Source organism: Variovorax glacialis, from assembly GCF_051216375.1.
Classification (GTDB): Bacteria; Pseudomonadota; Gammaproteobacteria; order Burkholderiales; family Burkholderiaceae_C; genus Variovorax.
In genome coordinates, this window is sequence record NZ_JBPJZT010000004.1 from 262,362 (window position 1) to 287,180 (window position 24,819).

Consider the following 24,819-nt stretch of genomic DNA (forward strand, 5'->3'; position numbering starts at 1 on the left):
GGCTCAGGGCGCGGGAATCGTCCGGGCCGCGGCGAGGACCGAAGAGGTCCGGCGGACGGCGCGCAACACGGCTTCGAGATGCGTGCGGTCCCGTACCGCGATCACGAAACGCAGGTCGGTCGAATCCTGGGGTGTTTCGTCAGCCATCTCGACGTGCGTGATGTCGGCCTCGGCATCCGCCAGCGTCGCGGCGACGCGGGCCAGGACGCCCTTGTCGTTTCGCACGGTGATCACGACGCCGGTCTCGAATGTGCGGACGGGATCGTCGGCCCATTCCACCGCGAAGAAACGCTCGCTGTCCTTGTAGCGCAGGCGCTGGCCGACGCCACACTCGTCGGTGTGCACGACCAGCCCTTCGCCGTGGCCAAGGTAACCGACGATGGAGTCGCCCGGAATCGGACGGCAGCACAACGCGAAGCGGACCGATGAGTTCTCGCTCCCGTCCAGCGTGACGGCACCTTGTGAGACCCCCTCGTGGGCGGTGAAGCGCTCGCGGCTCAGCATGAGCGCATCGGGCTTTTCGCCGCGCTCGGCGAGTAAGGCCATGAGTCGCTTCGCAACGATGCTCGCGATGCGCTTGCCCAGCCCGATGTCGGTCAGCAGTTCGGAGCGCGTGCGGTTGCCTGTAAAGCGCAGCAGCTTGTCCCAGAGTTGCTGATGTTCCGCGTCGTCGCCCGGCAGGTTGCCGAGGCCCTCGGCCCGCAGCGCCTGGGCAAGAAGCTTTTCGCCCAGGCCTTCGGATTCAGCATGGGCCAGCGTCTTGAGATAGTGGCGGATCTTCGATCGCGCGCGGCCGGTGCGCACGAATCCGAGCCACGCGGGGTTCGGCGTGGACACCGGCGCCGTGATGATCTCGACCACGTCGCCGTTCTTCAGCTCGGTTCGCAGCGGAACCTGGTCGCCGTTGATGCGCGCGGCGGAAGTGTGATCACCAATGTTGCTGTGGATCGCATAGGCGAAGTCGACCACCGTCGCTCCACGTGGCAGCGCCATGATCTGGCTCTTGGGCGTGAACACATACACGGCATCGGGAAAGAGGTCGACCTTGACGTGGTCCCAGAACTCGGCGGCATCGCGCGTTTCGTCCTGGATGTCAAGCAGCGACTGCAGCCATCTCGCGCCAAGCCGCTCACTGGTCGCCGCCTGGGGCTCCGCGGCCTTGTAGAGCCAATGGGCTGCCACGCCGGATTCGGCCACCACGTGCATCGCCTCGGTGCGCAACTGGAATTCGACGTTGACGCCCGCGGGGCCCACCAGCGTCGTGTGCAGCGACTGATAGCCGTTGAGCTTGGCGATCGCGATGTGGTCCTTGAACTTGCCCGGCAGCGGCTTGTACATCTGGTGCAGGATGCCGAGGCCGGTGTAGCAGGCAATCACCGTGGGCACGATGAGCCGGAAACCGTAGATGTCGGTGACCTGGGCAAAGCTCAGGTGCTTTTCATCCATCTTGCGATAGATGGAATAGAGCGTTTTCTCGCGCCCGGCGATCCGCACGCTCATGCCGGCGGCCGAGAAGGCCGTTTCGACCTCCTGCTGCACCTTCTGGATCAGGTCGCGGCGTCGGCCGCGTGCCTTGGCCACCGCTTTCGCGAGGATGGCGTAGCGCCAGGGTCGCAGGTGCCGGAACGACAGGTCCTGCAGTTCCCGATAGGTCTGGTTGAGGCCGAGCCGATGGGCGATGGGCGCGTAGATCTCGAGCGTTTCGCGCGAGATCCGCGCCCATTTTTCCCGCGGCGCGTCGTCCAGCGTGCGCATGTTGTGCGTGCGGTCCGCCAGCTTGACCAGGATGACCCGCACATCGCGCGCCATGGCCAGAAGCATCTTGCGGAACGACTCCGCCTGGTTTTCCTCGCGCGTATTGAAGCGCAGCTTGTCCAGTTTGGTGAGGCCGTCGACCAGTTCCGCGACCGGAGCGCCGAAGCGTTCGATCAGCTCCGACTTCGTCACGCCGCAGTCTTCGATCGCGTCGTGCAGCAGCGCGGCCATCAGGGCCTGTGCATCGAGCTTCCATTCGGCGCACTGGGCCGCCACGGCGATCGGATGGGTGATGTAGGGCTCGCCGCTGTTGCGCAACTGCCCCAGATGCGCCTCGTCCGCGAACCGGTAGGCGCGACGGACCTGATCGATGTCCTCTGCACCCAGATAGTCCAGCCGATCGGTCAGCGCCGCGAAACTGGCGGCGGCCGCGTTCAATGCCGCCGGGCTCGGCCGGGGGCTCGACGGGGCCTCGGACTGGGACTTGACGACGGCACTCATGGCTGCCACTTTAGCGTGCAAGCCAATGGGACGCATTCTGGCCAAAAAAAAGCACCGCGTACGGTGCTTCCTTGTTGCTCGACTGCATCAACTCAGCCGGGTACCTTCTTCAGCATTTCGAGGCCGATCTTGCCTTCGGCGATCTCGCGCAGCGCGGTCACGCCGGGCTTGTTCTTGCTCTCGATCTTGGGCGCGTGGCCCTGGCTCAGCATGCGCGCACGGTACGTGGCGGCGAGCACGAGCTGAAAGCGGTTCGGAATGTGTTGCAGGCAATCTTCGACGGTGATGCGGGCCATGAGGATCTTTCGGCGGTGGGGAAGTCAGGGGATGTTCAATGCGGCAAAGGTGCTTGCTCGCGCGCGGCGCTGTGCGGAGTAGCGGAGCCGCTGAGCGTGGACTATCGCCTTCAAGTCGAAAAGTGCGCGCTCAAATACCTCGTTGATTATAACGAAGTCGAACTCGCTGGCGCGGGCCATCTCCTCGGCAGCATTCTGCAGGCGCAGTTCGATGATCGCCGCACTGTCCTCCCCGCGGCGTTCCAGGCGGGAACGCAACTCTTCCCAGCTCGGCGGCAGGATGAAGATCATCACTGCATTCGAGAAGGTCTTTCGGATCTGAAGCGCGCCCTGGAAGTCGATTTCCAGGATCACGTCCGCGCCCTGGGCGATGCGCTCCTCGATCGCCTTCTTGGATGTTCCGTAGCGCTGCCCGTGCACGTGCGCCCATTCGACGAAGGCCTCGGCGGCCACCATCGAATCAAACTCCGAATGGGAAGCGAAAAAGTATTCACGGCCGTGCTTTTCCTGGCCCCGAGGGGGCCGGGTGGTGTGCGAGACCGAAGGTTGGACGGCGGAGTCGAGTTCCATCAGGGCCTTGACCAGGCTCGACTTGCCTGCCCCGCTGGGCGCAGCGACCACGAAGATATTGCCGGGATAGTCCATTGGCTGCTTCTCTACTCAATGTTCTGGACTTGCTCGCGCATCTGCTCGATCAGTACCTTCATGTCGACGCCGATTCGCGTTAATTCGAGCGTCGCCGACTTCGAACCGAGGGTGTTGGCCTCGCGGTGGAGTTCCTGGATGAGGAAGTCCAGTCGCTTGCCGATCTCGCCGCCCTTCTTCACGAGGCGCTCGATCTCGTCGAGATGCGAATTGAGGCGCGTCAGCTCTTCGGCGACGTCGATGCGGATCGCGAAGGCCGTGGCTTCCGTGAGGGCGCGGTCTTGGGCCGCTTCCGGCGGCGTGCCGCCGCTCAGCCCCATGGCTTCCTGCCACCGCTCGAGAAAGCGCGTGCGCTGTTGCTCCACGAGTTGCGGGACCAGCGGCAGGGCCTGCGTCGCCAGTGCGCGCAATTGGGTGAGGTGATCCTGCAGCATCTTGCCGAGACGGGCGCCTTCGCGTTCGCGCGCCGACAGAAGCGCCTTGAGGGTCTTCTCGGTCACTTCCGTCAGTTCGGGACCCCATTCGCCCTTGGCCGCAGTGTCGCCGGCGGCGAGCCGAAGCACGTCCGCCACGCTGAGATCGCGCGCGCTCGGCAACCATGCCTTGATGTTGTCCTGCAATCCGTTCAGGCGTTGCAGCAGCTTGGTCGAAGGCTCGCCGATGCCGGCGTTGGACGCGTTGTCGATCGCCGCGCGCACCTCGACCTTGCCGCGCTTGAGCTTTGCCGTGAGCAGGTCCCGCAGGGCCGGTTCATGTTGGCGAAGTTCCTCGGGCAACTTGAAAGTCAGGTCGAGAAATCGGCTGTTGACCGAGCGGATCTCGACCCCGAGCCGGTTCGCGCCGTGGGGCCGCGCATCGGCTTCGGAGTGGCTGCCTGCTGGGCCGCTTTGGCCGCTGGCATAGCCGGTCATGCTGTAAACTGGCATTGCGCCTCGCTGTGTATTTGTTGCTTCCACCGTGGCGTCGGCACAGCGTTCGCTTGCCGCACCATCGCCTTCGGGCGAAACTCCCGGATTATGTCAAAGGTCAAACCTTCGCCCCTGCTGCCTGATACGGTCATTGGCGGCTATCGCGTCGTGCGGCGGCTTTCCGCTGGTGGTTTCGGTGTCGTCTACCTCGCCGTCGACACGAGTGGCCAGCAGGTGGCGATCAAGGAATACCTCCCTTCGTCGCTGGCAACGCGCGGCACGGGCGAACTGGCACCGCAGGTGCCGCCCGAGAAGCTGTCGCTCTACCGGCTGGGGCTCAAAAGCTTCTTCGAGGAAGGGCGCTCCCTCGCGCAGATCTCGCACGCCTCAGTGGTGAGCGTCTTGAATTTCTTCCGCGAGAACGAGACCGTCTACATGGTCATGAACTACCTGGAGGGCGCGACCCTGCAGGATTTCATCGTCACCGCCCGCGACCTGAAGAAGCAGAAAGTATTCAGGGAGTCAACGATCCGCTCGCTGTTCGACGAGATCCTGCGTGGCTTGCGCATCGTGCATCAGCACAAGATGCTCCACCTCGACATCAAGCCCGCCAACATCTTCGTGACGGACGACGACCGGGCGGTGATGATCGATTTCGGCGCGGCGCGCGAGGTGCTTTCCAAGGAGGGCAACTTCATCCGACCGATGTACACGCCCGGCTTCGCGGCGCCCGAGATGTACCGTCGCGATTCCTCCATGGGACCGTGGACCGACATCTATGCCATCGGCGCCTGCATCTACGCATGCATGCAGGGTTATCCCCCGAACGACGCGCCGCAGCGCATCGAGAAGGACCGCCTCGGCCTGTCGCTTTCGCGCCTGCGCGGCATCTACTCGGACAACCTGATCGAAGTGGTCGAATGGTGCATGTCCCTCGACCCGCTGTCCCGTCCGCAATCCGTGTTCGCGCTCCAGAAGGAGCTGAGCCGCGAGGGCGAGCGTCGCTACACCAAGCTCACTGTCGGCGAAAAAGTAAGACTTTCGATCGACAACATGCGCTCATTTGAAAAGAAGGGGCTGCCGAAAGCGGCAGCACCGACCACACGTCCGGCATGAAATTTTCGGTATTCCAGGTCAGCCGCAAGGGCGGTCGTCTCAAGAACGAAGACCGCATGGGCTATTGCTACACGCGCGAATCGGGGTTGTTCGTGCTGGCAGACGGCATGGGAGGGCATCCGGAAGGCGAGGTGGCGGCGCAGTTGGCCCTGCAGACCATCGCCGCCCTCTACCAGCGCGAGGCGCGTCCCATCGTTAAGGACGTCAAGGCCTTCCTGACGGCGTCCGTCATGGCCGCTCACCAGCAGATCATGCGCTACGCCGGCAACAAGGGAATGCTAGACACGCCGCGCACCACCGTGGTCGCCGCGGTGATCCAGGGCACGACGGCGACGTGGATCCACTGCGGCGACTCCCGCCTGTACGTGGTGCGCGACGGCGAACTGCTCATGCGCACACGCGACCATTCGCACGCCGAGCGGCCGCGCGCGAATGCCGGCCCGGAGCCCGTCAATCGCAACCTCCTGCTCACCTGCCTGGGTTCGCCCACGCCGCCGCTGTTCGACGTGTCGCCGCCGCTCCAGCTGCAGCGCGGCGACCGCATCATGCTGTGCTCGGACGGCGTCTGGGGCGTGCTCGAAGACAGCGTCATCGTGCACATCCTCTCGTCGGGCAAGCCTGTTTCCGATGCCGCGCCGGACCTCGCCGAAATGGCGTTGCGCAACGGCGGCACCCACAGCGACAACGTCACGCTGATCGCGCTCGAGTGGGAGACACCCGACGCCCCGGGCCAGAAGCGGGGCGTGTCCACCGACAGCATCAGCGACGGCGTATTCGCCTCGACGATCCAGGCCGGTATGCCTTCGGACAGCGAGCTCGACGACCTCGACGAAGACGCCATCGAGCGTTCGATCGCCGAGATCAACGAGGCCATCAAGCGGTCCGCTGCCCGCAAGGGCTAGTTTTTCTTCATCTTTCGTTCTTCACCATGACAGCTTTCGTTCGAAGCGGCGGCCGCGACGCAGACCAGTTGCGCCCGGTGCGCATCACGCGCGGTTTCACCATCCATGCCGAGGGCTCGGTGCTGATCGAGTTCGGCCAGACGCGTGTGCTGTGCACCGCCTCCGTCGAGGAAAAGGTGCCGCCGCACAAGCGCGGCAGCGGTGAGGGCTGGGTCACGGCCGAATACGGCATGCTCCCGCGTGCCACGCACACGCGCAGCGATCGTGAAGCGGCCCGTGGCAAGCAGAGCGGCCGCACCCAGGAAATCCAGCGCCTCATCGGGCGCTCGATGCGCGCCGTGTTCGACCTGGCCGCGCTCGGCGAACGTACTATCCATCTCGACTGCGACGTGCTTCAGGCCGATGGCGGCACCCGCACGGCGGCGATCACCGGCGCCTTCGTCGCCGCGCAGGACGCGGTCAACAAGCTCCTCGCCGACGGCAAGATTCCGGCGTCGCCCATCCGCGGCCACGTCGCCGCCATCTCGGTGGGCATCGTGCAGGGCACGCCGCTGCTCGACCTCGAATACATCGAAGACTCGGCCTGCGACACCGACATGAACGTGGTGATGACGGGCGCCGGCCACTTCGTCGAAGTGCAAGGGACGGCCGAAGGCGCGGCGTTCTCGCGTGAAGAGATGAATGCGCTGCTGGCGCTGGCCGAAAAAGGCATCACCGAACTGACTGCGCTGCAGAAGCAGGCGCTTTCGAGCTGACTACACAGAAGACGCGCACCCGCGCACGCCGACGATGAAACTGGTCCTGGCCTCCAACAACGCAGGCAAGCTCGCGGAGCTGCAGGCCCTGCTCGCGCCGCTCGACGTCACGCTCGTGCGCCAGTCCGAACTCGGCGTCGGCGAGGCTGAGGAGCCACACCGCACTTTCGTCGAGAACGCGCTCGCCAAGGCACGCCACGCCTCGGCCGTCACCGGCCTGCCGGCCATCGCCGACGATGCGGGCCTCTGCGTCGAGGCATTCGGCGGGTTGCCGGGTGTCGACACCGCTTTCTATGCGACCCAATTCGGATACGAGAAGGGCGATGCCAACAATGTGCGTGCGCTGCTCGAGCAACTGGCCTCGAAGGCGGACCGACGCGCAGCCCTTGTCAGCACGCTGGTGGCGCTGCGCGGTGCGGATGACCCCGAGCCGCTCATCGCAGTAGGCCGTGTGGCTGGCGAGATCGCACGCGAACCCGTGGGCGACAACGGTTTCGGCTTCGATCCCGTGATGTTCTCGCCGCAGTTCGGCAAGACCTTCGCGCAACTGCCTGCCGACGTGAAGAACGCCAACAGCCATCGCGGACAGGCGGCGCGCGCGATGCTGGCCCTGATGCGCGAGCGGTGGTCGTGAGCGCCATCATCCCGATCTCCAAAGACGCCGAGGAGGCTTCCACCGGCGCGGGCAGTGCGAACGACGCACTTCACATGATGCGGCCCGGATCGCTGCAGCTCTCGGCACTGCCGCCGTTGTCGCTCTACGTCCACCTCCCGTGGTGCCTGCGCAAGTGCCCGTACTGCGATTTCAATTCGCACGAGTGGCGAGGCGACGGCGACGCACTGCCCGAACAGCGCTACCTCGACGCCCTCGTCGCCGACCTGGATGCCGCGCTCCCCCTGATCTGGGGCCGCACCGTGCACACGATCTTCATCGGCGGCGGCACGCCCAGCCTGTTCTCGCCGGCATCGATCGACCGCCTGATCGGCGACCTCCGTGCGCGACTCAAGCTCACGCCCGAATGCGAGATCACGCTGGAGGCCAATCCCGGCACCTTCGAGCGCGATCGCTTCCGTGACTACCGGGCGGCCGGCGTCACCCGCCTGTCGGTCGGCGTGCAGAGTTTCAACGACGACCATCTGAAGGCGCTCGGCCGCGTGCACGACCGCGCCCAGGCCCTCGCCGCGGTGGAAGAGGCCGCCGCCGCGTTCGACACCTTCAACCTCGACCTCATGTACGCGCTGCCCGGCCAGACCCTGGAAGGGCTGGACGAGGATCTGGACCAGGCCCTGACGCTGGCGCCGCCGCATCTGTCGGTCTACCACCTCACGATCGAACCCAACACCTACTTCGCCAAGTTCCCGCCCGTGGTGCCGGAGGACGACACCGCCTACGCCATGCTCGACCGCATCACCGAGCGCACCGCCGGACGCGGACTTGGCCGCTATGAGATTTCGGCGTATGCCCAACCGGGCCATCAGTGCGCGCACAATCTCAACTATTGGCAGTTCGGCGACTACCTCGGCATTGGTGCCGGTGCCCACAGCAAACTGAGCTTCGCGCATCGCATCATCCGGCAGGTTCGATTTCGGGAGCCACGCCTCTATATGGACAACGCCATTGCATCGAATGCCGTCGCGCAAAGCGAGGATGTCGCGATTGCCGCGTTGCCATTCGAATTCATGCTCAACGCCCTGCGGCTGAGGGAAGGTTTCACGCTGGCGCAGTTCGGTGAACGCACCGGTCTTGCCATCACTGCCATCCAGCGCGGTCTCGAAGAGGCCGAACGCAAGGGATTGATCGAACGGGATCTCTCGCGCGTCTGGCCGACCACCCGGGGGTACGATTTCCTGAGTGACCTTCAGGCTATCTTCCTGCCCGACACCTGAGCGACCCGAAAAGCCATGGAAAACCTCGAATCCCCAGAGATCAAACGCCGTTCGCGCGGCCGTCCCAGCCCGGAGCAGGCCATCGCGCTGCGTGAATCGTTCCTTGCCGCCGCCCTCGAGTCCTTCCTGGACAAAGGCTATGCCGCCACCAGCATCGAGGCCATCGCACGCGAGGCGGGCGTAGCCAAGATCACCATCTACCGGCAGTTCGACAACAAGGAAGCCCTGTTTCGCGAAGTCGTCCATCGTGCAGTGAGCAACGCCCGCGAGACGATGCAGGCCACGCTGGTACAACCGAGCGCCGACGAGCGGCAGGTGCTCCTCGATCTGATCGAGCGCATGTACCTGGGCGCGACGGAGCCCAAGACGCTGGCTTTGCTGCGCCTGGTGATCGCCGAAGCCGTGCGCTTTCCGGAGCTGGCCAAGTCGCTCTACGCGGAGAACAGCTACGTGCTTGCGCCTGTCGTGGAATACCTCGCGGAAGCACACAAGGCGGGGACCTTGCACGTGCCTTCGCCCGAACTGGCTGCGGTGCAGTTATCGACGCTTGCCTTTGGCGGAGTGCGCTTCTTCATTTCGAAGCCCCTGGCAGGGCCTGAGGAGCGGCGCGTCTGGGCCGAAGGGATCCTGGACCTCGTGATGCGCGGCTGGGCGCCGACGCCGGCAGGTGCGCCCGCGAAACCCGATCAAGGCAGCGACTAAAATCCCGTCCCTGCCTTCATGCGCATGAAGGCAGTCCAGGAGAGTTGGGTGAGTGGTTTAAACCAGCAGTCTTGAAAACTGCCGACGGGCAACCGTCCGTGAGTTCGAATCTCACACTCTCCGCCATACGGTCTTGTCGTGCAATGCCGGACGACAGCTGCTAGCCGCCAGTGCACGAAACCGGCGTGGCGCGCCCCACGGCCCACGACGTGCGACCCTGCTCGATGATCATCGTTTGGCGTCCGTTGGAGAATGTGGTCCCCGACTTTCCGATCGCGGGAAGATCGATGGCGGCCGCTCCGTCAACGGAGACGGAGGCGCTGTCTCCCATCAAGCGCACAGCCAAGCGTATGCCGTCGCAAACGTAGTTGCTGACGGGATAGGGATTGCCGACACCGATCGACGGACTTGGCGTCGGATTCTGGCAAGCCGCCAGCGTCCAGACGGCAAACGCGCCGACGATTGAACAAAGAACGCGTTGCGCCTTGCTCCTCGCAATGTCCGCTACATCGTTCGGCGGAGTGACGCTCATTTGCTGCGTAGTTCGCATGAAGGGCTCCTCGATTTCGATCGGGCGAACCCTACACTCTCGGGCCAACAGCGTCCAGCCACGCCAATAAGGCGCGGCATTTAAAGAGCCGTGGCCCGTCAGCGCGCGATGCCGTGTTCTTGACGACCATCGACGTCCCTGACTTCAGAACGGCAGCGGCAGGATTGGCCCCAACCAGGCGACTGCAGCCGCCTCGGGCGAAAGCTCTCGCAAGCGCTCGTCTCGCCACAACTCTTCTGCAACTTCGTCGAGTTGCTCGGGGTCCACAGTGCGCCACTGTCTCTGCAGCCGGTGGGCGCATACGGCGATCCAAATTTCGCGTTCCATGCGAAATACTGTATGCCCATCCAGTACGATTGTCACGTCCATGTTTGCAATCGTCTACCGCTGCCGCCGCGAGGGAATCCGACTGGATCGTCCGGCGATCGAAGCCAATCCTGTGCGAGGCGATCTGCGTGTCCAGCCGCGAGGGTTCAACAACCGCATGGCCGTGCTGCTGAAGGCCGACGGAGAGCAGTACGCGTTGCCGGTGCTCGACAAGGTCAAGCTGCTCGGACTGAATGAAACGGGCGTGTTGCTCACGGGGATCGAGGTGCACCCGCCCCGTGGCGCCAAGGGCAACGGGCCTATGTACCTGCAGACGTGGTGGTGCGTGCTGCGCGGCGGTCCTGTGCGGACCGAAGCATCGCCGGCCGAGGCACGCGCCCAGGAGCGCGAGCGCCAGGCACGCGAGGTCGGTGAGGCCCTCAACCGGTGGCCCGCGCGGCGCGGCAGGTTCACGCCGCCGTGAAGGCGATCGAGGTTGCCGCTGCTTGCTTGGCAAGTCAGTCGAGCCGACTCGATCTCGTAGAAGGTCAGCTCTTTCGGATTTCCTGTTGCCCGATGCAAGACTTCCCTGTCGGAAGACTTCGGGTTTTAATGGCCCTCCTTCAGTCAGAGGGGACGCCTGATGAACATCCGATACTGCGCCGGCGCGCTGGCCCTGGGCCTCGCCGCATTGACCGCTCATGCGGAGACCTTCCGCCTCACCAGCCCGCATCTGCACGATGGCCGCCCCATCGACAACAAGTACGTCTTCAAGGGCTTCGGTTGCGCTGGAGAGAACATTTCCCCGACCTTCCGCTGGGAGCACGCCCCCGCAGGCACCAAGAGCTTCGCGTTGATGGTCCACGACCCGGACGCGCCGACAGGCGGCGCCGGCTTCTGGCACTGGGTGGTCATCGACATTCCCGCGACGGCGACATCGTTCGAGGAGGGCGCGGGCACCGCCGAAGGCGCCAAGCTTCCCGCAGGCGCACGGCAGATCAGCACGGACTTCGGCGCGCCGGGCTGGGGCGGCCCGTGTCCGCCCGCTGGCGACAAGCCGCATCGCTACCACGCCACGCTCTACGCCCTCAAGGTCGACAAGCTCGAGTTGCCGCCCAATCCGACGGCCTCGCTCGTGGGCTTCGTGGTCAATGCCAATGCGATCGGCAAGGCCACCACGACCGGAACCTTCGGAAGAAAGAAGTAGGGCCATCGCACCCCATGTCCAGTCCGCTCCCTACGCTGTCCCTCCTTGAAACCCGCGTGCTCGGCGTGCTCGCCGAGAAGCAGCGCACGGTGCCCGACAGCTACCCGCTGACGCTCAATGCGATCGTCGCGGGCTGCAATCAGAAGACGAGTCGCAATCCGATCCTGGAGGTGTCCGATGCCGATGCGCAGGCAACCATCGACAGTCTCAAGGGCTACAGCCTGGTATCGGAGACGAGCGGCGGCCGGGCCTTCCGGTACGCGCACAACATCGACGGCGTGCTCCGGATTCCATCGCAGTCGATCATCCTGCTGACGGTGCTGATGCTGCGCGGGCCGCAGACGGCCGGCGAGCTTCGCATCGCCTCCGATCGCATGCACAACTTCGCCGACATCTCGGCGGTGGAGGGTTTTCTCGACGAGATGGCGGAACGGCCGGCCGGCGCGCTGGTGGTGAAGCTGCCGCGTCTGCCGGGTTCACGCGAAAGCCGCTGGGCGCACCTGCTGAGCGGCACGCCGGCCGAGGATGCATCCGTGGCCACTCTGCAGCCCGTCGCCGACGTGTCATTGGGTGAACTCGCAGCGCTGAAGGCCAATGTGGCAAGGCTCGAGACCGAGGTCGCGGGCCTGAAGGCGCTGGTCCAGCGAATGGCTTCGGAGTTGGGCATCGAGAGCGATCAGTAGCTGCGAACGCACTCCTGAGTGTTGTGTATTGGTTGCATTTCGCGCGAATGCAACGTACGTGCGCGAGTTCGGCTTCCGCTGCCCTATATACTCCGCGCCGCTTGCAGCTTGTATCGATCGCTGCGCCGCCGTTGGCAACACGGCGAAACTATCCTAAGGAAATTGACTTGAACCGTATCGAACTGGTCGAAAAGATCGCAACCACCCACAGCGTCAGCAAGGCAGAAGCCGCCCGCATCCTCGAAACCGTGACGGGCTCCATCATCGCCGCAGTCAAGAAGGGCGACCCCGTCCAGCTGATCGGCTTCGGAACCTTCAAGCAAGTGGCGCGCGCTGCTCGCACGGGCTTCAACCCGCAGGCTGGTGCCAAGATCAAGATCGCCGCACAAAAGGTGCCGAAGTTCGTGGCAGGCGCAGCGTTCAAGGCCGCGATCGACCCGAAGGCTGCCAAGCGCAAGGCCGAGAAGGCAGCGGCCAAGCCCGTCGCCAAGAAGGCTGCAGCACCGGCCAAGAAGGCCGTCGCGGCGAAGAAGCCCGCCAAGAAGTAATCTCGTTGCAGCCGCAGGGCTGCTTGAAAAGAACAACGGCCCCTCGGGGCCGTTTTCTTTTTGGGGATGCCGACGGTCAGCGGTCGTCGATGCGGCGCAGCAGGCGCAAGCCGTTGCCCACCACCAGCAAGCTGGCCCCCATGTCCGCGAACACGGCCATCCACATCGTTGCAGTGCCGAACACCGCCAGCACGAAGAACACGGCCTTGATGGCGAGCGCGAGGCTGATGTTCTGCCAGAGCACCGCATGCGTGCGGCGCGACAGCCTGATCGTCTCGGCAATGCGGCCGAGGTTGTCGTTCATGATCACGACGTCCGCAGCCTCCATGGCCGTGTCCGTTCCCGCAGCGCCCATGGCGAAGCCGATGTCGGCCTGGGCAAGTGCCGGGGCGTCGTTGATGCCGTCGCCGGTCATCGCCGTGGCGCCGTAGCGATCGCGCAGTGCCTGGATCGCGGCGAGCTTGTCCTGTGGCAGCAGGCCGCCTCGCGCATCGTCGATGCCGGCCTCGCGTGCCACGGCCTGTGCCGTGGCGTCGTTGTCGCCGGTCAGCATGACGGGCGTCACGCCGAGGCCCTTGAGGTCCGCAATGGCTTCGATGGAGCTTGCCTTGATCGTGTCGGCCACCGCGAACACGCCGAGCACGCCGCCATCGTTCGCGAGAAGCGTCACGGTGCGGCCCTGGGACTCATGCGCGACGAGTTCGGCTTCGAGACGGGGCTCCGCCTGTCCGCGCTCCTCGATAAGGCGATGGTTGCCGAGCACGAGACGCTGGCTGCCGATCAGGCCCTCGACCCCGCGGCCCGTCAGCGCCTTGAATGCGTCGACATCGATCGCGGCGCTCTCCAGGCCGTTCGCGATCGCCTGCGACACCGGGTGATCGGATCGCGCCGCAAGGCTCGTCGCAAGGCGCCGGACTTCCGTCTCGTCGGCATCGCCCCACGGCACGAAGGCCACCAGCTTGGGCTTGCCTTCAGTGATGGTGCCGGTCTTGTCCAGAGCGACGGCCTTGAGCAGGCGCGCGTCTTCCAGATAGGTGCCGCCCTTGATCAGGATGCCCCGCCGCGCGGCCGAGGCAAGGCCACTCACGACGGTCACCGGTGTCGAGATGACCAGCGCGCAAGGGCACGCGATCACCAGCAGCACCAGCGCCTTGTAGAGCGCTTCGAGCCACGGCCAGCCCAGCAGGAGAGGCGGCAGCACCGCGACGACGACGGCCAGCACGAACACCGCCGGCGTGTAGACCGCCGCGAATCGATCGACGAAGCGCTGGGTCGGCGCGCGGGTGCCTTGCGCTTCCTCGACCGCGTGGATGATGCGTGCCAGTGTCGTGTCGTTGGCGCCCGCAGTGACCCGAAACTCGATCTCGCCGGCTTCGTTGATCGTGCCTGCGAAGACGGTGTCGCCCGGCCCCTTGTCGACCGGGATGCTCTCGCCGGTCACCGGCGCCTGGTTGATGGTGCTGTGGCCCTTGGTGGCGACCCCGTCCAGCGCGACGCGCTCGCCCGGCTTGATCCGCACGATGTCGCCCAGGGCAATCTCCGTGGCCCGCAAGCGCGCCCAGGTCCCATCGGCTTGCCGCACCTCCGCATCGGCCGGCGCAAGGTCGACGAGGCCCTTGATCGCATTCCGCGCACGGTCCACGGCGCGGGCCTCGATCAGCTCGGCGATGGCATAGAGCGCCATCACCATCGCCGCTTCGGGCCACTGGCCGATCAGGAACGCACCGGTGACGGCCACCGACATGAGCGCATTGATGTTGAGCCTGGCGTGCCGCAGAGCTTTCAGGCCCTTCGTGTAGGTCTCGAGGCCGGCGAGCCCGATGGCGGTGGCCGCGATGGCCATGCCCGCGGCCTTCCACGCCGAAGTGTCCGGCGCGAAGTACGAAACGCCTTCGGCCACCAGCGCCAATCCCAGCGCAGCACCGAGCCGTACATAGCTGCTGCCGGCGCCATGGTCATGTCCGTGCCCGTCGTCCTGGCTTCCAGGGCCCTGCGCGGCGAGTGCCTCCGGCACATAGCCGGCCTTGCGAATCGCATCCAGTGCCTGCGGAAGCGCCTCGGCGGAGCCATCGATCCTCAATGTCCGCTGGCCGAGCTGGAAGTGCAGGCCCCGGATGCCCGCGATGGGCTCGAGCGCGCGCCGGATGTCCGATTCCTCGGCGCTGCAATCCATCGTCGGAATGCGAAAGGTGTTGGCCGCGACCGGGCCGATCGACACGGGTTCGACGGCGTGGTCGTGCGCGCAGCACGCTGAATGCGCGTGTGCCTCGGTGTCCATTCCATGCAGTGCAACGATCGGTGTGTCAGGGATGCTTCTAGCCATGCGCCCGATTGGAAACCCTGAAGTGACTACAAGGTCAAGCGCGGGCGGGGCGCCGGCTTGATGCAATCGGGCCGGTGTGGCAATCTGCAACGCCGTCGATCCACCCATCCGCCTGTGGATGGGTTTCGATGCGAGGAGGCCCGAATGCCAACCGTCACGGTGATCGTCAATGGCGCGTCGCGGAATATCGATGCCTGGGACCCCGACATGCCCTTGCTCTACGCACTGCGCAACGACCTGGGCCTGCATGCGACCAAGTTCGGCTGCGGCCTCGGCCAATGCGGTGCCTGCACGGTGCTGCTCGATGGCGCGCCGGTGCGCTCGTGCACCGTTCGCGTGGGCGACGCGGGTGGTCGACGTGTCGTCACGGCCGAAGGGCTCGGCACGCTGGACAAGCCCCATCCCGTGCAGGCGGCCTTCATCGCCGAGCAGGCCGCGCAATGCGGCTACTGCACCAACGGCATGGTGATGAGTTCGGTGGCGCTGCTCCAGCGCGTGCCCAGGCCCAGCCGCGAGGAGGCGCAGCAGGCGCTCGCCGGCAACCTCTGTCGATGCGGGTCCCATGACCGCGTTCTGCGTGCCGTCGAACGCGCTGCCGGCACCACGAGGACCTGACCATGACGACGATGCATCTCGACGAAGCGCAGGCCGGCAGGCTCACCCGCCGCGCCCTGCTGGAAGCCGGCGCGCTGGTCGTCGGCTTCGCCCTGTTCCCGGCGAAGTCCGCGCTGGCGCAAGCCGCCGGCGCTCCGCAGACGGCCCAGCGCGCACTGGCGCTCGACCAGGTCGATTCCTTCCTCGCCATCCGCAGCGACGGATCGGTGGTGGTCTATTCCGGCAAGGTCGACCTGGGCACCGGCCACCGCATCGCCATGCGCCAGATGGTCGGCAAGGAACTCGGCGTGCCGGTCGAGCGCATCGACCTGATCGAAGGCGACACGGCGCTGACGCCCAACCAGGGGCCGACGGCCGGCAGCACCGGCGTGATGCGGGGAGGTGTCGAGCTCCGGCAAGCCGCTGCGACGGCGCGCGAGGCGCTGGTCGCGATGGCGGCGCAGCGCCTGCAAGTGCCCGCGGATCAACTCAGGCTGCTCGACGGCGCAGTGCGTGCGCCGGATGGCCGCAGCGTCCCCGTCGCAGCCCTGGTGGGCGGGCGCACCTTCGATGTCAAGATGAACCCCAAGGCGCCGCTGAAGCGCCCGGCGGAGTACACGCTGGTTGGCCGGCCCTTGCCGCGCCCCGACGTGCCCGCCAAGGTGACCGGACGCCATGTCTACGTGCACGACCACGTGGTGCCCGGCATGCTGCATGGGCGGGTGGTGCGGCCGCCGGCCGTCGGTGCGCGGGTGCTGTCGGTCGACGAGTCCTCGGTCGCGCGCCTGCCGGGCGTGCGCGTGGTGCGCATCGTCGATTTCGTCGGCGTCGTGAGTCCCGACGAATGGGCGGCGATACGGGCGGCGCGCGAACTCAAGGTCCAGTGGAGCGACAGCGCGCAGCTGATCGGCCACGAGGCGCTCGTCGACTGGGCGCGCAGCGGGCCCTTCGTGGCCGAGGAAGTCATCGCAACCAAGGGCGATGCGCAGCGCGTGGCCTCGCTGCGCGATGCGTCCGACCTGTTACGGGCCACCTATGTCTGGCCGATCCAGTCGCACGGCTCCATCGGCCCGTCATGCGCGGTGGCCGACGTGCGCGCCGACAGCGGCACCGTGTGGACGGCGTCGCAGGCGAGCCATCGCTTCCTGAACGTCTTCGCGGCGATGGTGGACATTCCGCGCGACAAGCTGCGTGTGATCTATCTCGACGGTGCGGGCTGCTATGGCATGAACGGCCACGACGATGCGGCCGCCGATGCGGTGCTGCTGTCCAGGGCGGTCGGCAAGCCGGTGCGCGTCCAGTGGAGCCGGCAGGACGAGCTGGGCTGGGATCCCAAGGGCCCGCCGCAGTTGCTGGAGATCAAGGCCACGCAAATGCCGGACGGCCGCATCGACGCGTGGGAAACCGACATGTGGGTGCCGCGGGCCACGGCCAACCTGGAGTGGATTCCGCTGCTGTCCCCGCTCGCCGCCGGCATGCGGCAGCCGGTCGGGCAGTCCACCGGCCTCGTTTCGCAGAACGGCGATCCGCCCTATGCCGCGAATGCCGTGAAAGTGACGGCCCACTGGCTCGGCCCGGCGCCGCTTCGACCGTCGAACATCCGGGCACCGGGCAAGGTCGCGAACTGTTTTGCGGTGGAAAGCTTCGTCGACGAATTGGCGTCGAAGGCACGCGTCGACCCGCTGGCCTTCCGCCTGCGCGACGTGTCGAACCCGCGCGGCGCCGAAGTGCTCCGGCGCATGGGGCAGATGATCGGCTGGCAGTCCAGGCCCTCGCCGATGGCTGCGGCGAGCAGCGGCAAGGTTGCAGTCGGGCGCGGCATGGCCTACATCCACTACAAGAACAACGAGACCTTCGTCGCCATGGCGATGGAGGTCGAGGTCGATCGATCGACCGGCGAGATCGCCGTGCGCCGGGTCTGCTGCGCCCACGATTGCGGGCTGATGATCAATCCCGATGCAGTGCGCGCACAGGTCGAGGGCAACATCCTGCAGACGCTCTCGCGCACCCTGTACGAGGAAACCACCTTCGACCGCTCGCGCGTCACGAGCGTCGACTGGGCCAGCTATCCACTGCTGCGTTTCACGGCGGTGCCGCGCCTGGAGATCGAACTGATCGACCGGCGCGACGAGCCGCCACTGGGCGCGGGCGAGGCCGCGTCGAGCCCGGTGCCCGCGGCGCTGGCGAATGCGGTGTTCGATGCGACCGGTGTGCGGTTGCGCAGCGTGCCCTTTACGGGCACCAGGCTGAAGGCGCTGATGGCCTGAGCCGGTTCCTCAGAAGTCGTTGCTGTGCAGGCAGATCGCGACGTTCGGGTTCTCGCGATAGCGCATGGTCGCCAGGGCGTCGATCGAGTCGGCGTTCCGCGCGTAGGCCTGCACCAATTCGGAATCCCCACCTTCGGGCGCCTGGAAGCGATCGTGCAGTGCTTCCTCGTCGATGCGGGCGATGATCCGGGCGCCGTCAAAGCCGTCGGGATAGATGGCAAACTGCACGCTGCCAGTCGCTGGATGGAAGATTGCTTCTGAAGCCATGATGGTTGAGGGCATTTCAACTTCGTTCCGGACAGTGTCTCGCTTCCTTGTTAACAAAAGCATCCGTCCGACGATGTATGCCTGACAGCAAGATGTGGACCATTTCACGGTCCCGGTAACAAATCGACGCGACCCCATCTCCATCTCGTTTTTCGATGCATTTCACGACATTGACGCGCGCGCTCGGCGCCGCCGTTTCCCTCATCGCCACGGTCGCCGCGCACGGCCAGGCCCTGCCGCCCGGCGTGCGCCTGGGCATGTCGGCCGAAGCCCTGCAGGCGGCGCTGCCCGGCGTCGAGCGTGTTCGGCGGCCGCAGCGGCTGGCGGGTGGACTTGCGGGCACCTGGCACGCCGCGCCGACGGCGCTGGCGGGCCTGTCCTTCGATCCCGTCTTCTTTTTCGCGGGCGACGCGTTGCGGCGCGTGGAATGGGCCGCGCCCGCGGAGGCGCAACCGGACCTCGGCGCAGCGGCCTTTGCCGAACTCGTCGCATGGGGGCGGAGCCGCTTCGGCGCCGAACTGGGTTCCAGCGATCCGGGGAGTGCCTATGCCGCCTGGGTGCAGGGCGACACCGATGTGTACGTGCAGCGCACCAGCGATCCGCGACACGCCAGCGTGCGGCTGGTCTACAAGGTGCGCCAGCTCAGGGACGCCGGGGAGCTTTGAGCTCGCCCCCAGGCTTCGCGCACTTCGTGTCGCTTCGCCTACCCCCTGCCGGGGGCAACACCTGCGGCCCGGCAAAGCCGGTTCCGCGGTGTTCCTGAGTTCGCCCCCCTTCCGGGGGCAACACCTGCGGCGCGCGAAACCGGTTTGGCGGTGTTTCTGGAAATGAGCGGCGGCGGGTCAGGCGGTGGTGAGCATGCCTCGCTCTTCGATGAAGGAGACCACCTCGGCCAAGCCAGTGCGTGTCTTCAGGTTGGTCATCACGAAAGGGCGCTGCTTGCGCATGCGCTTGGTGTCGGCCTCCATCACGCCGAGGTCGGCGCCGACGTAGGGGGCCAGGTCGGTCTTGTTGATCACGAAGAGGTCGCTCTTGGTGATGCCGGGGCCGCCCTTGCGCGGGATCTTCTCGCCGGCCGCGACGTCGATCACGTAGATCGTGAGGTCCGACAACTCGGGGCTGAAGGTGGCCGCGAGGTTGTCGCCGCCGGACTCGACGAACACCACGTCCGCATCGGGGAACTGCACCAGCATGCGGTCGATGGCTTCGAGGTTGATCGACGCGTCCTCCCGGATGGCCGTGTGCGGGCAGCCGCCCGTCTCCACGCCCATGATGCGTTCGGCCGGCAGCGCGCCGGCCACCGTCAGCAGGCGCTGGTCTTCCTTGGTGTAGATGTCGTTCGTGATGGCGACGAGGTCGTACTTGTCGCGCATCGTCTTGCAGAGCATCTCCAGCAGCGTGGTCTTGCCGGAGCCGACGGGGCCGCCGATGCCGACGCGCAGGGGCGGCAGTTTCTTGGTGCGATGGGCGATGTGATGGAGGGCGGAGGACATACGTGCTTGACTGCTTAGCTTCTGAAGAGACGCGAGTACTGGGTTTCATGCCGTGACGACAGGATGGCCAGCATGGGCGAGAAGGCCTGCCGGTCGTCATCCGCGAGTGTGATCGCAAGATCGACGGCCGTGGGGATTTCGACGGCCAGTCGGCCGAGCATGCGCTGGCCGGCGCTCTGGCCGAGCGGCACCGCCTTGACCGCGGCGCCCACCATGTTTTCGGCCCAGCCGAAAGCGAAGGCGAGGCAGGCATCGCGCACCGGCGCGTCGGTGCGGCTCGCGGCGAAGGCGAAGGCGACCGGGTAGCTGGCGGGGAGTGCCTCGAAGACGGTCGCCGCGTCGTCGTGGTGCAGCTTGAGCCATTCGACGAACGATCGGCCCATCTGCTCGGTCTGCAGGAGGAACTCGGCCGATTCGCGCGTCTGGAACACCCAGGCATTGAGCGCGTGAATGCGCGTCAAGTCGCCGTCGCGCCAGGCGGGGATCGCCTGGGCCAGCACGGCGAGGTCGGCGCGCGCGAGGCTCAGGTGGAGCTGGTCGAGGAGCCAGTCGGAGGCCGCCTGCTCGGTGCCGAGCCCGGCCCATTCGATGCCCGCCTCCAGCCCTTCGGAATAGGAGAAGCCGCCCACCGGCAGCGCGGGCGATGCAAGCCAGATCAGTTGAAGAAGGCTCGCCGCGGGGAGGGCGGCCGGCGGGTCATCCATCAATGCGAATGGCCGTGCGAGTGGTCATGGTCGTGATCGTGATCGTGATCGTCATGCGGGTGCGAACCTGCGTAGGCATCCGGATGCAGCACCGGCCCGACAGGCCCTGCGCCGTGCGAATGCCCATGCCCGGCGCCATGCGCGCCATAGGCGCCGCCTTCGGGCTCGAAGGCTTCTTCCGCTTCGCGCACGATCAGGTGCATCGATCGCAGCATGCCGGCCAGCACATGGTCCGGCTCGATCTTCAGGTGATCGGGCTTGAGCTCGATCGGCACATGCCGGTTGCCGAGGTGATAGGCCGCGCGCATGAGGTCGAAAGGCGTGCCGTGCTCGCTGCAGTGCGTGATGACCAGCACTGGCTGCGGCGCGGCAATCACCTTGATCAGCGAGCCGTCCTCGGCGACCAGCACGTCGCCCCCGCGCACGGCCGTGCCGCGCGGCAGGAACACGCCGATCTGGCGGCCTTGCGAATCGGTGACGTCGAAGCGACTCTTCTGGCGGACGTCCCAATCGAGTTCGATGGTGGCAGCGCGCTTGAGCAGGACCGGCGCGAGGCCGCCGCCCTGGGGCATGAGTTTGTTGGCGGTGAGCATGGGTACTTGCAGCGTTGAATGGCGTAGAGATAATATAACGCTTGTTATAACTTTGAATGCACGGAGCATCCGATGTCCGCTCTCAAACTGACCCAGATCGGCAACTCCGTCGGTGTGATCCTGCCCAAGGAAGTCCTTGCAAAACTGAATCTCGGCAAGGGCGACACGGTCTACCTCACCGAAGCCAGCAATGGTGGGGTGAATCTGTCGCCGTATGACGAAGAGTTCGAGCGGCAGATGGAGGCGGCACGACGCATCATGAAGAAGCGACGTAACGTGCTGCGCGAGCTGGCCAAGTGACGGCGGCCAACCAGCCATGGATCTGGCTCAGCATACGGACGGTCCATGCGGCGCACGAGGCGCAGTTGGTCGAGCACGGCGGGCCGGGCGGCGTCCGTGACGAGGGCCTTCTCGCTTCCGCCATGGCGCGTCCCCAGCACAGGGCGCTGTATGAAGCGCCCGACGCCGCGACGCTTGCAGCCAGCTACGCGTTCGCGATCGCACGCAATCATCCTTTCGTCGATGGCAACAAGCGGACGGCCTTCGTGGCGATGGAACTGTTCCTGGACCTCAATGGATTCGAACTCAACGCATCCGACGAGGACTGTGTCCTCGCGATGCTGAGCCTCGCAGCCGGCCAATTGAGCGAGGAATCCCTTGCCGAATGGATTCGCGAGCGGCTCTCGCGCTGCGTCTGACATCAGAACAGGAAATACCGCTGCGTCATCGGCAACGAAACCGCCGGATCGCAGGTCAGCAACTGCCCGTCGGCGCGCACCGCGTACGTCTGCGCATCGATCTCCATCTTCGGCGTGAACGCGTTGTGCACCATGTGCTGCTTGCGCACGCCGCGGATGTTCTTCACTGCGCTCAGGTTCTTCGCAAGCCCGTAGCGCCTGCCGATGTCCGCTGCGAGGCCGGCCTGCGAAACGAAGGTCAGCGAGCTCTTCGCCAGCGAGCCGCCGTAGGCGCCGAACATCGGGCGATAGTGCACGGGCTGCGGCGTCGGGATCGATGCGTTCGGGTCGCCCATCGCGGCCATGGCGATGGTGCCGCCCTTCAGGATCGCGAAGGGCTTGACGCCGAAGAAGGCTGGCTTCCACACCACGAGGTCGGCCCACTTGCCGACTTCGATGCTGCCGACTTCGTGCGAGATGCCATGCGAGATCGCGGGGTTGATCGTGTATTTGGCGACGTAGCGCTTGGCGCGGAAGTTGTCGTTGCGCGCATCGTCTTCCGGCAGCTTGCCGCGCTGCGCCTTCATCTTGTGCGCGGTCTGCCAGCAGCGGATGATGACTTCGCCCACCCGGCCCATCGCCTGGCTGTCGGAGCTGAACATGCTGATGGCACCCATGTCGTGCAGGATGTCCTCGGCCGCGATGGTTTCCTTGCGGATGCGGCTTTCCGCGAAGGCGAGGTCTTCCGGGATGCCGGCGTCGAGGTGATGGCACACCATGAGCATGTCGACGTGCTCGTCGAGCGTGTTCACGGTGTAGGGCATCGTGGGGTTGGTTGACGAGGGCAGGAAGTTCGCCTCGCCCACCACCCGCAGGATGTCCGGCGCGTGCCCTCCGCCCGCACCCTCGGTGTGGAAGGCGCAGATCGCGCGGCCCTTCACGGCGGCGATGGTGTTCTCGACGAAGCCCGACTCGTTCAGCGTGTCGCTGTGGATCGCGACCTGCGTGTCGGTCGCGTCGGCCACGTCCAGGCAGTTGCTGATGGCGGCGGGCGTGGTGCCCCAGTCCTCGTGGAGCTTGAGGCCGATGACGCCCGCGTCGATCTGCTCGTGCAGCGCGGCCGGCAGGCTCGCATTGCCCTTGCCGAGGAAGCCGAGGTTCATCGGGAACGCGTCGGCCGCCTGCAGCATGCGCTCGATGTGCCATGGGCCCGGCGTCGCGGTGGTCGCGAAGGTGCCGGTGGCCGGGCCGGTGCCGCCGCCGAGCATGGTGGTCACGCCCGAGGCCAGGGCTTCCTCGATCTGCTGCGGGCAGATGAAGTGGATGTGGCTGTCGATGCCGCCGGCGGTGACGATGTTGCCTTCGCAACTGATCACCTCCGTGCCCGGGCCGATGACGATGTCCACGCCGGGTTGCACGTCGGGATTGCCGGCCTTGCCGATGGCGACGATGCGCCCGTCCTTCAGGCCGATGTCGGCCTTCACGATGCCCCAGTGGTCGAGGATCAGCGCGTTGGTCATGACCGTGTCGACGGTGCCTTCGGCGCGCGTCCGCTGGCCTTGCGCCATGCCATCGCGGATGGTCTTGCCGCCGCCGAACTTGACTTCCTCGCCGTAGCCGCCGGCATGCAGCGTGTAGTCCTCCTCGACTTCGATCACCAGGTCGGTGTCGGCGAGTCGGACGCGGTCGCCCACGGTGGGGCCGAAGATTTCCGCGTAGGCGCGGCGGCCGATCGTTGCCATGTCTAGAGTTTTCCTTGCACGAGGCCACGGAAGCCGTAGACCACGCGGTCGCCGGCAAAGTCCACGAGTTCGACGGTGCGTTGCTGGCCGGGCTCGAAGCGCACGGCCGTGCCCGATGCGATGTTCAGGCGCATGCCGCGCCCCGCTTCACGGTCGAAGCCCAGCGCGCCATTGGTCTCGGCGAAGTGGTAGTGCGATCCGACCTGGATCGGGCGGTCGGCCGTGTTCTGGACCACCAGAGTCAGCGTGCGCCGTCCGGGGTTGAGGACGTGGTCACCTTCGTCGGTGATGAGTTCGCCGGGAATCATCGGGGCTGCCTCAGGCCAGTCCGCCGAGCAGCGCAACGCCGAACATCGCCACGGCCGCGCCGGCGAGGCGGCGCAGCCAGCGATGGCCGTTGCGCAGCGACCAGCCGAGCGCAATGCCTGCGGCGTGCAGCATGACGGTGGCAGCCAGCATGCCCGCGAGCGTCATTGCCGCGGCGGATTCACCGGCCAGTTCCTGGCCGTGCGCAATGCCGTGGAAGACGGCGAACACGCCGACCAGCGCGGCGGCGGCCAGCGCGGGCAGGCGCCGTTGCGTGGCGACCAGCAGCCCCAGCACCAGCAGCGACGCGGCGATCATCGGTTCGACGGCCGGCAGTTGCGCACCGGCCAGGCCTGCGACGGCGCCGACCAGCAACATCACGGCAAAGCCCAGCGGCGCCCACAGCAAGTCGGGCCACGCACGGCGCGCGGTGAGCGCGCTCCACAGGCCCACGGCCACCATCGCGGCCAGATGGTCGGCGCCGGTCAACGGATGAAGGAGCCCGGTAACGAAGCCATGGTGGTGTCCGCCGTCGAGGCCGGTGTGGGCGCTGGCTGCCAGCGGCAGAGCGGCGAGCAAGGCAAGTGCAGTCGCAAAACGATAAACGCGCATGAAGAATCCTCGGTTGCTATTCAGTTCCAGGAACACCGCGGAACCGGCTCCGCCGGGCTGCCGGTGTTGCCCCCTGCAAGGGGGTGGAGAGTGACACGAAGTGCACGAGCCTGGGGGTGAGTCATGGGATCGGCTGGTGCACGGTGACCAGCTTGGTGCCATCGGGGAAGGTTGCCTCGACCTGGATGTCCGGGATCATTTCCGGGACGCCGTCCATCACGTCGGCCCTCGTGAGTACCGCCCGGCCTTCGCTCATGAGTGCGGCCACGCTCTTGCCGTCGCGCGCGCCTTCCATCACGGCGGCCGAAATCAGCGCGATGGCTTCCGGATAGTTGAGTTTCAGGCCACGGGCGCGGCGCCGTTCGGCCAGCAGCGCTGCCGTGAAGATCAGCAGCTTGTCTTTTTCGCGCGGTGTGAGTTCCATGGATGCGGTGGCGTCTTGTCGGCCATTGTGGTCAGTTTTTACCCGTTGCAACAGTC

At 66.2% G+C, this 24,819-nt stretch carries 30 protein-coding genes and 1 tRNA gene; 16 read left to right on the forward strand and 15 right to left on the reverse strand.

Features of this window, described 5'->3' with window-relative positions:
- Positions 1-3: 3 nt before the first annotated feature.
- The 4 genes from ACSFBL_RS12920 to ACSFBL_RS12935 form a co-directional block, all read right to left on the reverse strand.
- Positions 4-2,256 carry a RelA/SpoT family protein gene (locus tag ACSFBL_RS12920; RefSeq protein ID WP_435516182.1) on the reverse strand — a complete coding sequence of 751 codons (2,253 nt, stop codon included), beginning with the start codon at positions 2,254-2,256 and terminating at the stop codon, positions 4-6.
- 92 nt (positions 2,257-2,348) lie between these two features.
- Positions 2,349-2,552: a DNA-directed RNA polymerase subunit omega gene (rpoZ, locus tag ACSFBL_RS12925; RefSeq protein WP_028249368.1), complete on the reverse strand. Its 204-nt coding sequence runs from the start codon at positions 2,550-2,552 to the stop codon at positions 2,349-2,351.
- A gap of 24 nt (positions 2,553-2,576) precedes the next feature.
- On the reverse strand, positions 2,577-3,197 hold the full coding sequence (gmk, locus tag ACSFBL_RS12930) for a guanylate kinase (protein ID WP_435516183.1): 621 nt from the start codon (positions 3,195-3,197) through the stop codon (positions 2,577-2,579).
- Positions 3,198-3,208: 11 nt separating this feature from the next.
- The gene (locus ACSFBL_RS12935) at positions 3,209-4,123 is read right to left on the reverse strand and encodes a YicC/YloC family endoribonuclease (protein WP_435516184.1); all 915 of its coding nucleotides are present in this window, start codon (positions 4,121-4,123) and stop codon (positions 3,209-3,211) included.
- 90 nt (positions 4,124-4,213) lie between these two features.
- On the opposite strand from ACSFBL_RS12935, the gene ACSFBL_RS12940 reads away from it, so the two are divergent.
- The 7 genes from ACSFBL_RS12940 to ACSFBL_RS12970 all read left to right on the forward strand — a co-directional run bounded on the left by ACSFBL_RS12940 (position 4,214) and on the right by ACSFBL_RS12970 (position 9,593).
- Positions 4,214-5,221, forward strand: a complete 1,008-nt coding sequence (locus tag ACSFBL_RS12940) for a serine/threonine protein kinase (RefSeq protein WP_435516185.1) — start codon at positions 4,214-4,216, stop codon at positions 5,219-5,221.
- A complete protein-coding gene (locus ACSFBL_RS12945; RefSeq protein WP_435516186.1) occupies positions 5,218-6,123 on the forward strand; it encodes a PP2C family protein-serine/threonine phosphatase in 906 nt (301 codons plus the stop codon). The genes ACSFBL_RS12940 and ACSFBL_RS12945 overlap by 4 nt, the downstream gene beginning before the upstream one ends.
- Positions 6,124-6,149: 26 nt before the next feature.
- Positions 6,150-6,878 (forward strand): ribonuclease PH, encoded by a 729-nt coding sequence (gene rph / locus ACSFBL_RS12950; protein ID WP_435516187.1) that lies wholly within the window; start codon positions 6,150-6,152, stop codon positions 6,876-6,878.
- A 34-nt stretch (positions 6,879-6,912) separates the two neighbouring features.
- A complete protein-coding gene (gene rdgB, locus ACSFBL_RS12955; protein WP_435516188.1) occupies positions 6,913-7,512 on the forward strand; it encodes an RdgB/HAM1 family non-canonical purine NTP pyrophosphatase in 600 nt (199 codons plus the stop codon).
- The gene (gene hemW / locus ACSFBL_RS12960) at positions 7,503-8,765 is read left to right on the forward strand and encodes a radical SAM family heme chaperone HemW (RefSeq protein ID WP_435516189.1); all 1,263 of its coding nucleotides are present in this window, start codon (positions 7,503-7,505) and stop codon (positions 8,763-8,765) included. The genes rdgB and hemW overlap by 10 nt, the downstream gene beginning before the upstream one ends.
- 15 nt (positions 8,766-8,780) lie before the next feature.
- Positions 8,781-9,467, forward strand: coding sequence for a TetR/AcrR family transcriptional regulator (locus ACSFBL_RS12965; RefSeq protein ID WP_435516190.1), 687 nt, complete (start codon positions 8,781-8,783; stop codon positions 9,465-9,467).
- A gap of 38 nt (positions 9,468-9,505) precedes the next feature.
- A tRNA-Ser gene (locus tag ACSFBL_RS12970) sits at positions 9,506-9,593 on the forward strand.
- 34 nt (positions 9,594-9,627) lie between these two features.
- On the opposite strand, the gene ACSFBL_RS12975 is transcribed toward ACSFBL_RS12970, so the two are convergent.
- Together ACSFBL_RS12975 and ACSFBL_RS12980 are read right to left on the reverse strand one after the other, a co-directional pair.
- Complete coding sequence (locus ACSFBL_RS12975; RefSeq protein WP_435516191.1) at positions 9,628-10,017, reverse strand: hypothetical protein; 390 nt, start codon at positions 10,015-10,017, stop codon at positions 9,628-9,630.
- A 144-nt stretch (positions 10,018-10,161) separates the two neighbouring features.
- Positions 10,162-10,386 carry a hypothetical protein gene (locus tag ACSFBL_RS12980; protein ID WP_435516192.1) on the reverse strand — a complete coding sequence of 75 codons (225 nt, stop codon included), beginning with the start codon at positions 10,384-10,386 and terminating at the stop codon, positions 10,162-10,164.
- Between ACSFBL_RS12980 and ACSFBL_RS12985 the strand changes: the two genes are divergently transcribed.
- The 4 genes from ACSFBL_RS12985 to ACSFBL_RS13000 all read left to right on the forward strand — a co-directional run bounded on the left by ACSFBL_RS12985 (position 10,385) and on the right by ACSFBL_RS13000 (position 12,761).
- Positions 10,385-10,807 carry a hypothetical protein gene (locus ACSFBL_RS12985; protein ID WP_435516193.1) on the forward strand — a complete coding sequence of 141 codons (423 nt, stop codon included), beginning with the start codon at positions 10,385-10,387 and terminating at the stop codon, positions 10,805-10,807. The two genes, ACSFBL_RS12980 and ACSFBL_RS12985, sit on opposite strands and share 2 nt — an antisense overlap.
- A gap of 159 nt (positions 10,808-10,966) precedes the next feature.
- Positions 10,967-11,530 (forward strand): YbhB/YbcL family Raf kinase inhibitor-like protein, encoded by a 564-nt coding sequence (locus tag ACSFBL_RS12990; protein WP_435516194.1) that lies wholly within the window; start codon positions 10,967-10,969, stop codon positions 11,528-11,530.
- Positions 11,531-11,544: 14 nt separating this feature from the next.
- Complete coding sequence (locus ACSFBL_RS12995; RefSeq protein ID WP_435516195.1) at positions 11,545-12,213, forward strand: YceH family protein; 669 nt, start codon at positions 11,545-11,547, stop codon at positions 12,211-12,213.
- A 167-nt stretch (positions 12,214-12,380) separates the two neighbouring features.
- Positions 12,381-12,761 (forward strand): HU family DNA-binding protein, encoded by a 381-nt coding sequence (locus ACSFBL_RS13000; RefSeq protein ID WP_435516196.1) that lies wholly within the window; start codon positions 12,381-12,383, stop codon positions 12,759-12,761.
- 76 nt (positions 12,762-12,837) lie between these two features.
- Here the strand turns inward: ACSFBL_RS13000 and ACSFBL_RS13005 are convergent, their stop codons facing one another.
- Positions 12,838-15,084 (reverse strand): heavy metal translocating P-type ATPase, encoded by a 2,247-nt coding sequence (locus ACSFBL_RS13005; RefSeq protein ID WP_435516197.1) that lies wholly within the window; start codon positions 15,082-15,084, stop codon positions 12,838-12,840.
- Positions 15,085-15,228: 144 nt separating this feature from the next.
- Here ACSFBL_RS13005 and ACSFBL_RS13010 point away from each other — a divergent pair, with 144 nt between their 5' ends.
- Both ACSFBL_RS13010 and ACSFBL_RS13015 read left to right on the forward strand, forming a co-directional pair.
- Positions 15,229-15,699: a (2Fe-2S)-binding protein gene (locus ACSFBL_RS13010; RefSeq protein WP_435516198.1), complete on the forward strand. Its 471-nt coding sequence runs from the start codon at positions 15,229-15,231 to the stop codon at positions 15,697-15,699.
- A gap of 2 nt (positions 15,700-15,701) precedes the next feature.
- Positions 15,702-17,945, forward strand: coding sequence for a xanthine dehydrogenase family protein molybdopterin-binding subunit (locus ACSFBL_RS13015; RefSeq protein WP_435516199.1), 2,244 nt, complete (start codon positions 15,702-15,704; stop codon positions 17,943-17,945).
- Between the two features lie 9 nt (positions 17,946-17,954).
- On the opposite strand, the gene ACSFBL_RS13020 is transcribed toward ACSFBL_RS13015, so the two are convergent.
- Positions 17,955-18,227, reverse strand: coding sequence for a hypothetical protein (locus ACSFBL_RS13020; protein WP_435516200.1), 273 nt, complete (start codon positions 18,225-18,227; stop codon positions 17,955-17,957).
- Between the two features lie 140 nt (positions 18,228-18,367).
- On the opposite strand from ACSFBL_RS13020, the gene ACSFBL_RS13025 reads away from it, so the two are divergent.
- A complete protein-coding gene (locus ACSFBL_RS13025) occupies positions 18,368-18,877 on the forward strand; it encodes a hypothetical protein (RefSeq protein WP_435516201.1) in 510 nt (169 codons plus the stop codon).
- Positions 18,878-19,054: 177 nt separating this feature from the next.
- Here the strand turns inward: ACSFBL_RS13025 and ureG are convergent, their stop codons facing one another.
- The 3 genes from ureG to ureE are packed head-to-tail and all read right to left on the reverse strand — an operon-like array spanning position 19,055 to position 21,002.
- Positions 19,055-19,705, reverse strand: coding sequence for an urease accessory protein UreG (gene ureG / locus ACSFBL_RS13030; protein ID WP_435516202.1), 651 nt, complete (start codon positions 19,703-19,705; stop codon positions 19,055-19,057).
- A gap of 14 nt (positions 19,706-19,719) precedes the next feature.
- Positions 19,720-20,409, reverse strand: coding sequence for an urease accessory protein UreF (locus tag ACSFBL_RS13035; protein ID WP_435516203.1), 690 nt, complete (start codon positions 20,407-20,409; stop codon positions 19,720-19,722).
- Positions 20,409-21,002: an urease accessory protein UreE gene (gene ureE, locus ACSFBL_RS13040; RefSeq protein ID WP_435516204.1), complete on the reverse strand. Its 594-nt coding sequence runs from the start codon at positions 21,000-21,002 to the stop codon at positions 20,409-20,411. The genes ACSFBL_RS13035 and ureE overlap by 1 nt, the downstream gene beginning before the upstream one ends.
- Positions 21,003-21,074: 72 nt before the next feature.
- Between ureE and ACSFBL_RS13045 the strand changes: the two genes are divergently transcribed.
- Both ACSFBL_RS13045 and ACSFBL_RS13050 read left to right on the forward strand, forming a co-directional pair.
- Positions 21,075-21,302, forward strand: coding sequence for an AbrB/MazE/SpoVT family DNA-binding domain-containing protein (locus tag ACSFBL_RS13045; protein WP_435516205.1), 228 nt, complete (start codon positions 21,075-21,077; stop codon positions 21,300-21,302).
- Positions 21,299-21,700: a type II toxin-antitoxin system death-on-curing family toxin gene (locus ACSFBL_RS13050; protein WP_435516206.1), complete on the forward strand. Its 402-nt coding sequence runs from the start codon at positions 21,299-21,301 to the stop codon at positions 21,698-21,700. The genes ACSFBL_RS13045 and ACSFBL_RS13050 overlap by 4 nt, the downstream gene beginning before the upstream one ends.
- A 2-nt stretch (positions 21,701-21,702) precedes the next feature.
- Here ACSFBL_RS13050 and ureC read toward each other — a convergent pair whose 3' ends face one another.
- From ureC to ACSFBL_RS13070, 4 genes are all read right to left on the reverse strand, one after another.
- On the reverse strand, positions 21,703-23,421 hold the full coding sequence (ureC, locus tag ACSFBL_RS13055; protein WP_435516207.1) for an urease subunit alpha: 1,719 nt from the start codon (positions 23,419-23,421) through the stop codon (positions 21,703-21,705).
- 2 nt (positions 23,422-23,423) lie between these two features.
- Positions 23,424-23,729 carry an urease subunit beta gene (locus tag ACSFBL_RS13060; RefSeq protein ID WP_435516208.1) on the reverse strand — a complete coding sequence of 102 codons (306 nt, stop codon included), beginning with the start codon at positions 23,727-23,729 and terminating at the stop codon, positions 23,424-23,426.
- Positions 23,730-23,739: 10 nt separating this feature from the next.
- Complete coding sequence (locus ACSFBL_RS13065; RefSeq protein WP_435516209.1) at positions 23,740-24,339, reverse strand: HupE/UreJ family protein; 600 nt, start codon at positions 24,337-24,339, stop codon at positions 23,740-23,742.
- A gap of 121 nt (positions 24,340-24,460) precedes the next feature.
- Positions 24,461-24,763 (reverse strand): urease subunit gamma, encoded by a 303-nt coding sequence (locus tag ACSFBL_RS13070; protein WP_435516210.1) that lies wholly within the window; start codon positions 24,761-24,763, stop codon positions 24,461-24,463.
- Between the last annotated feature and the right edge of the window lie 56 nt (positions 24,764-24,819).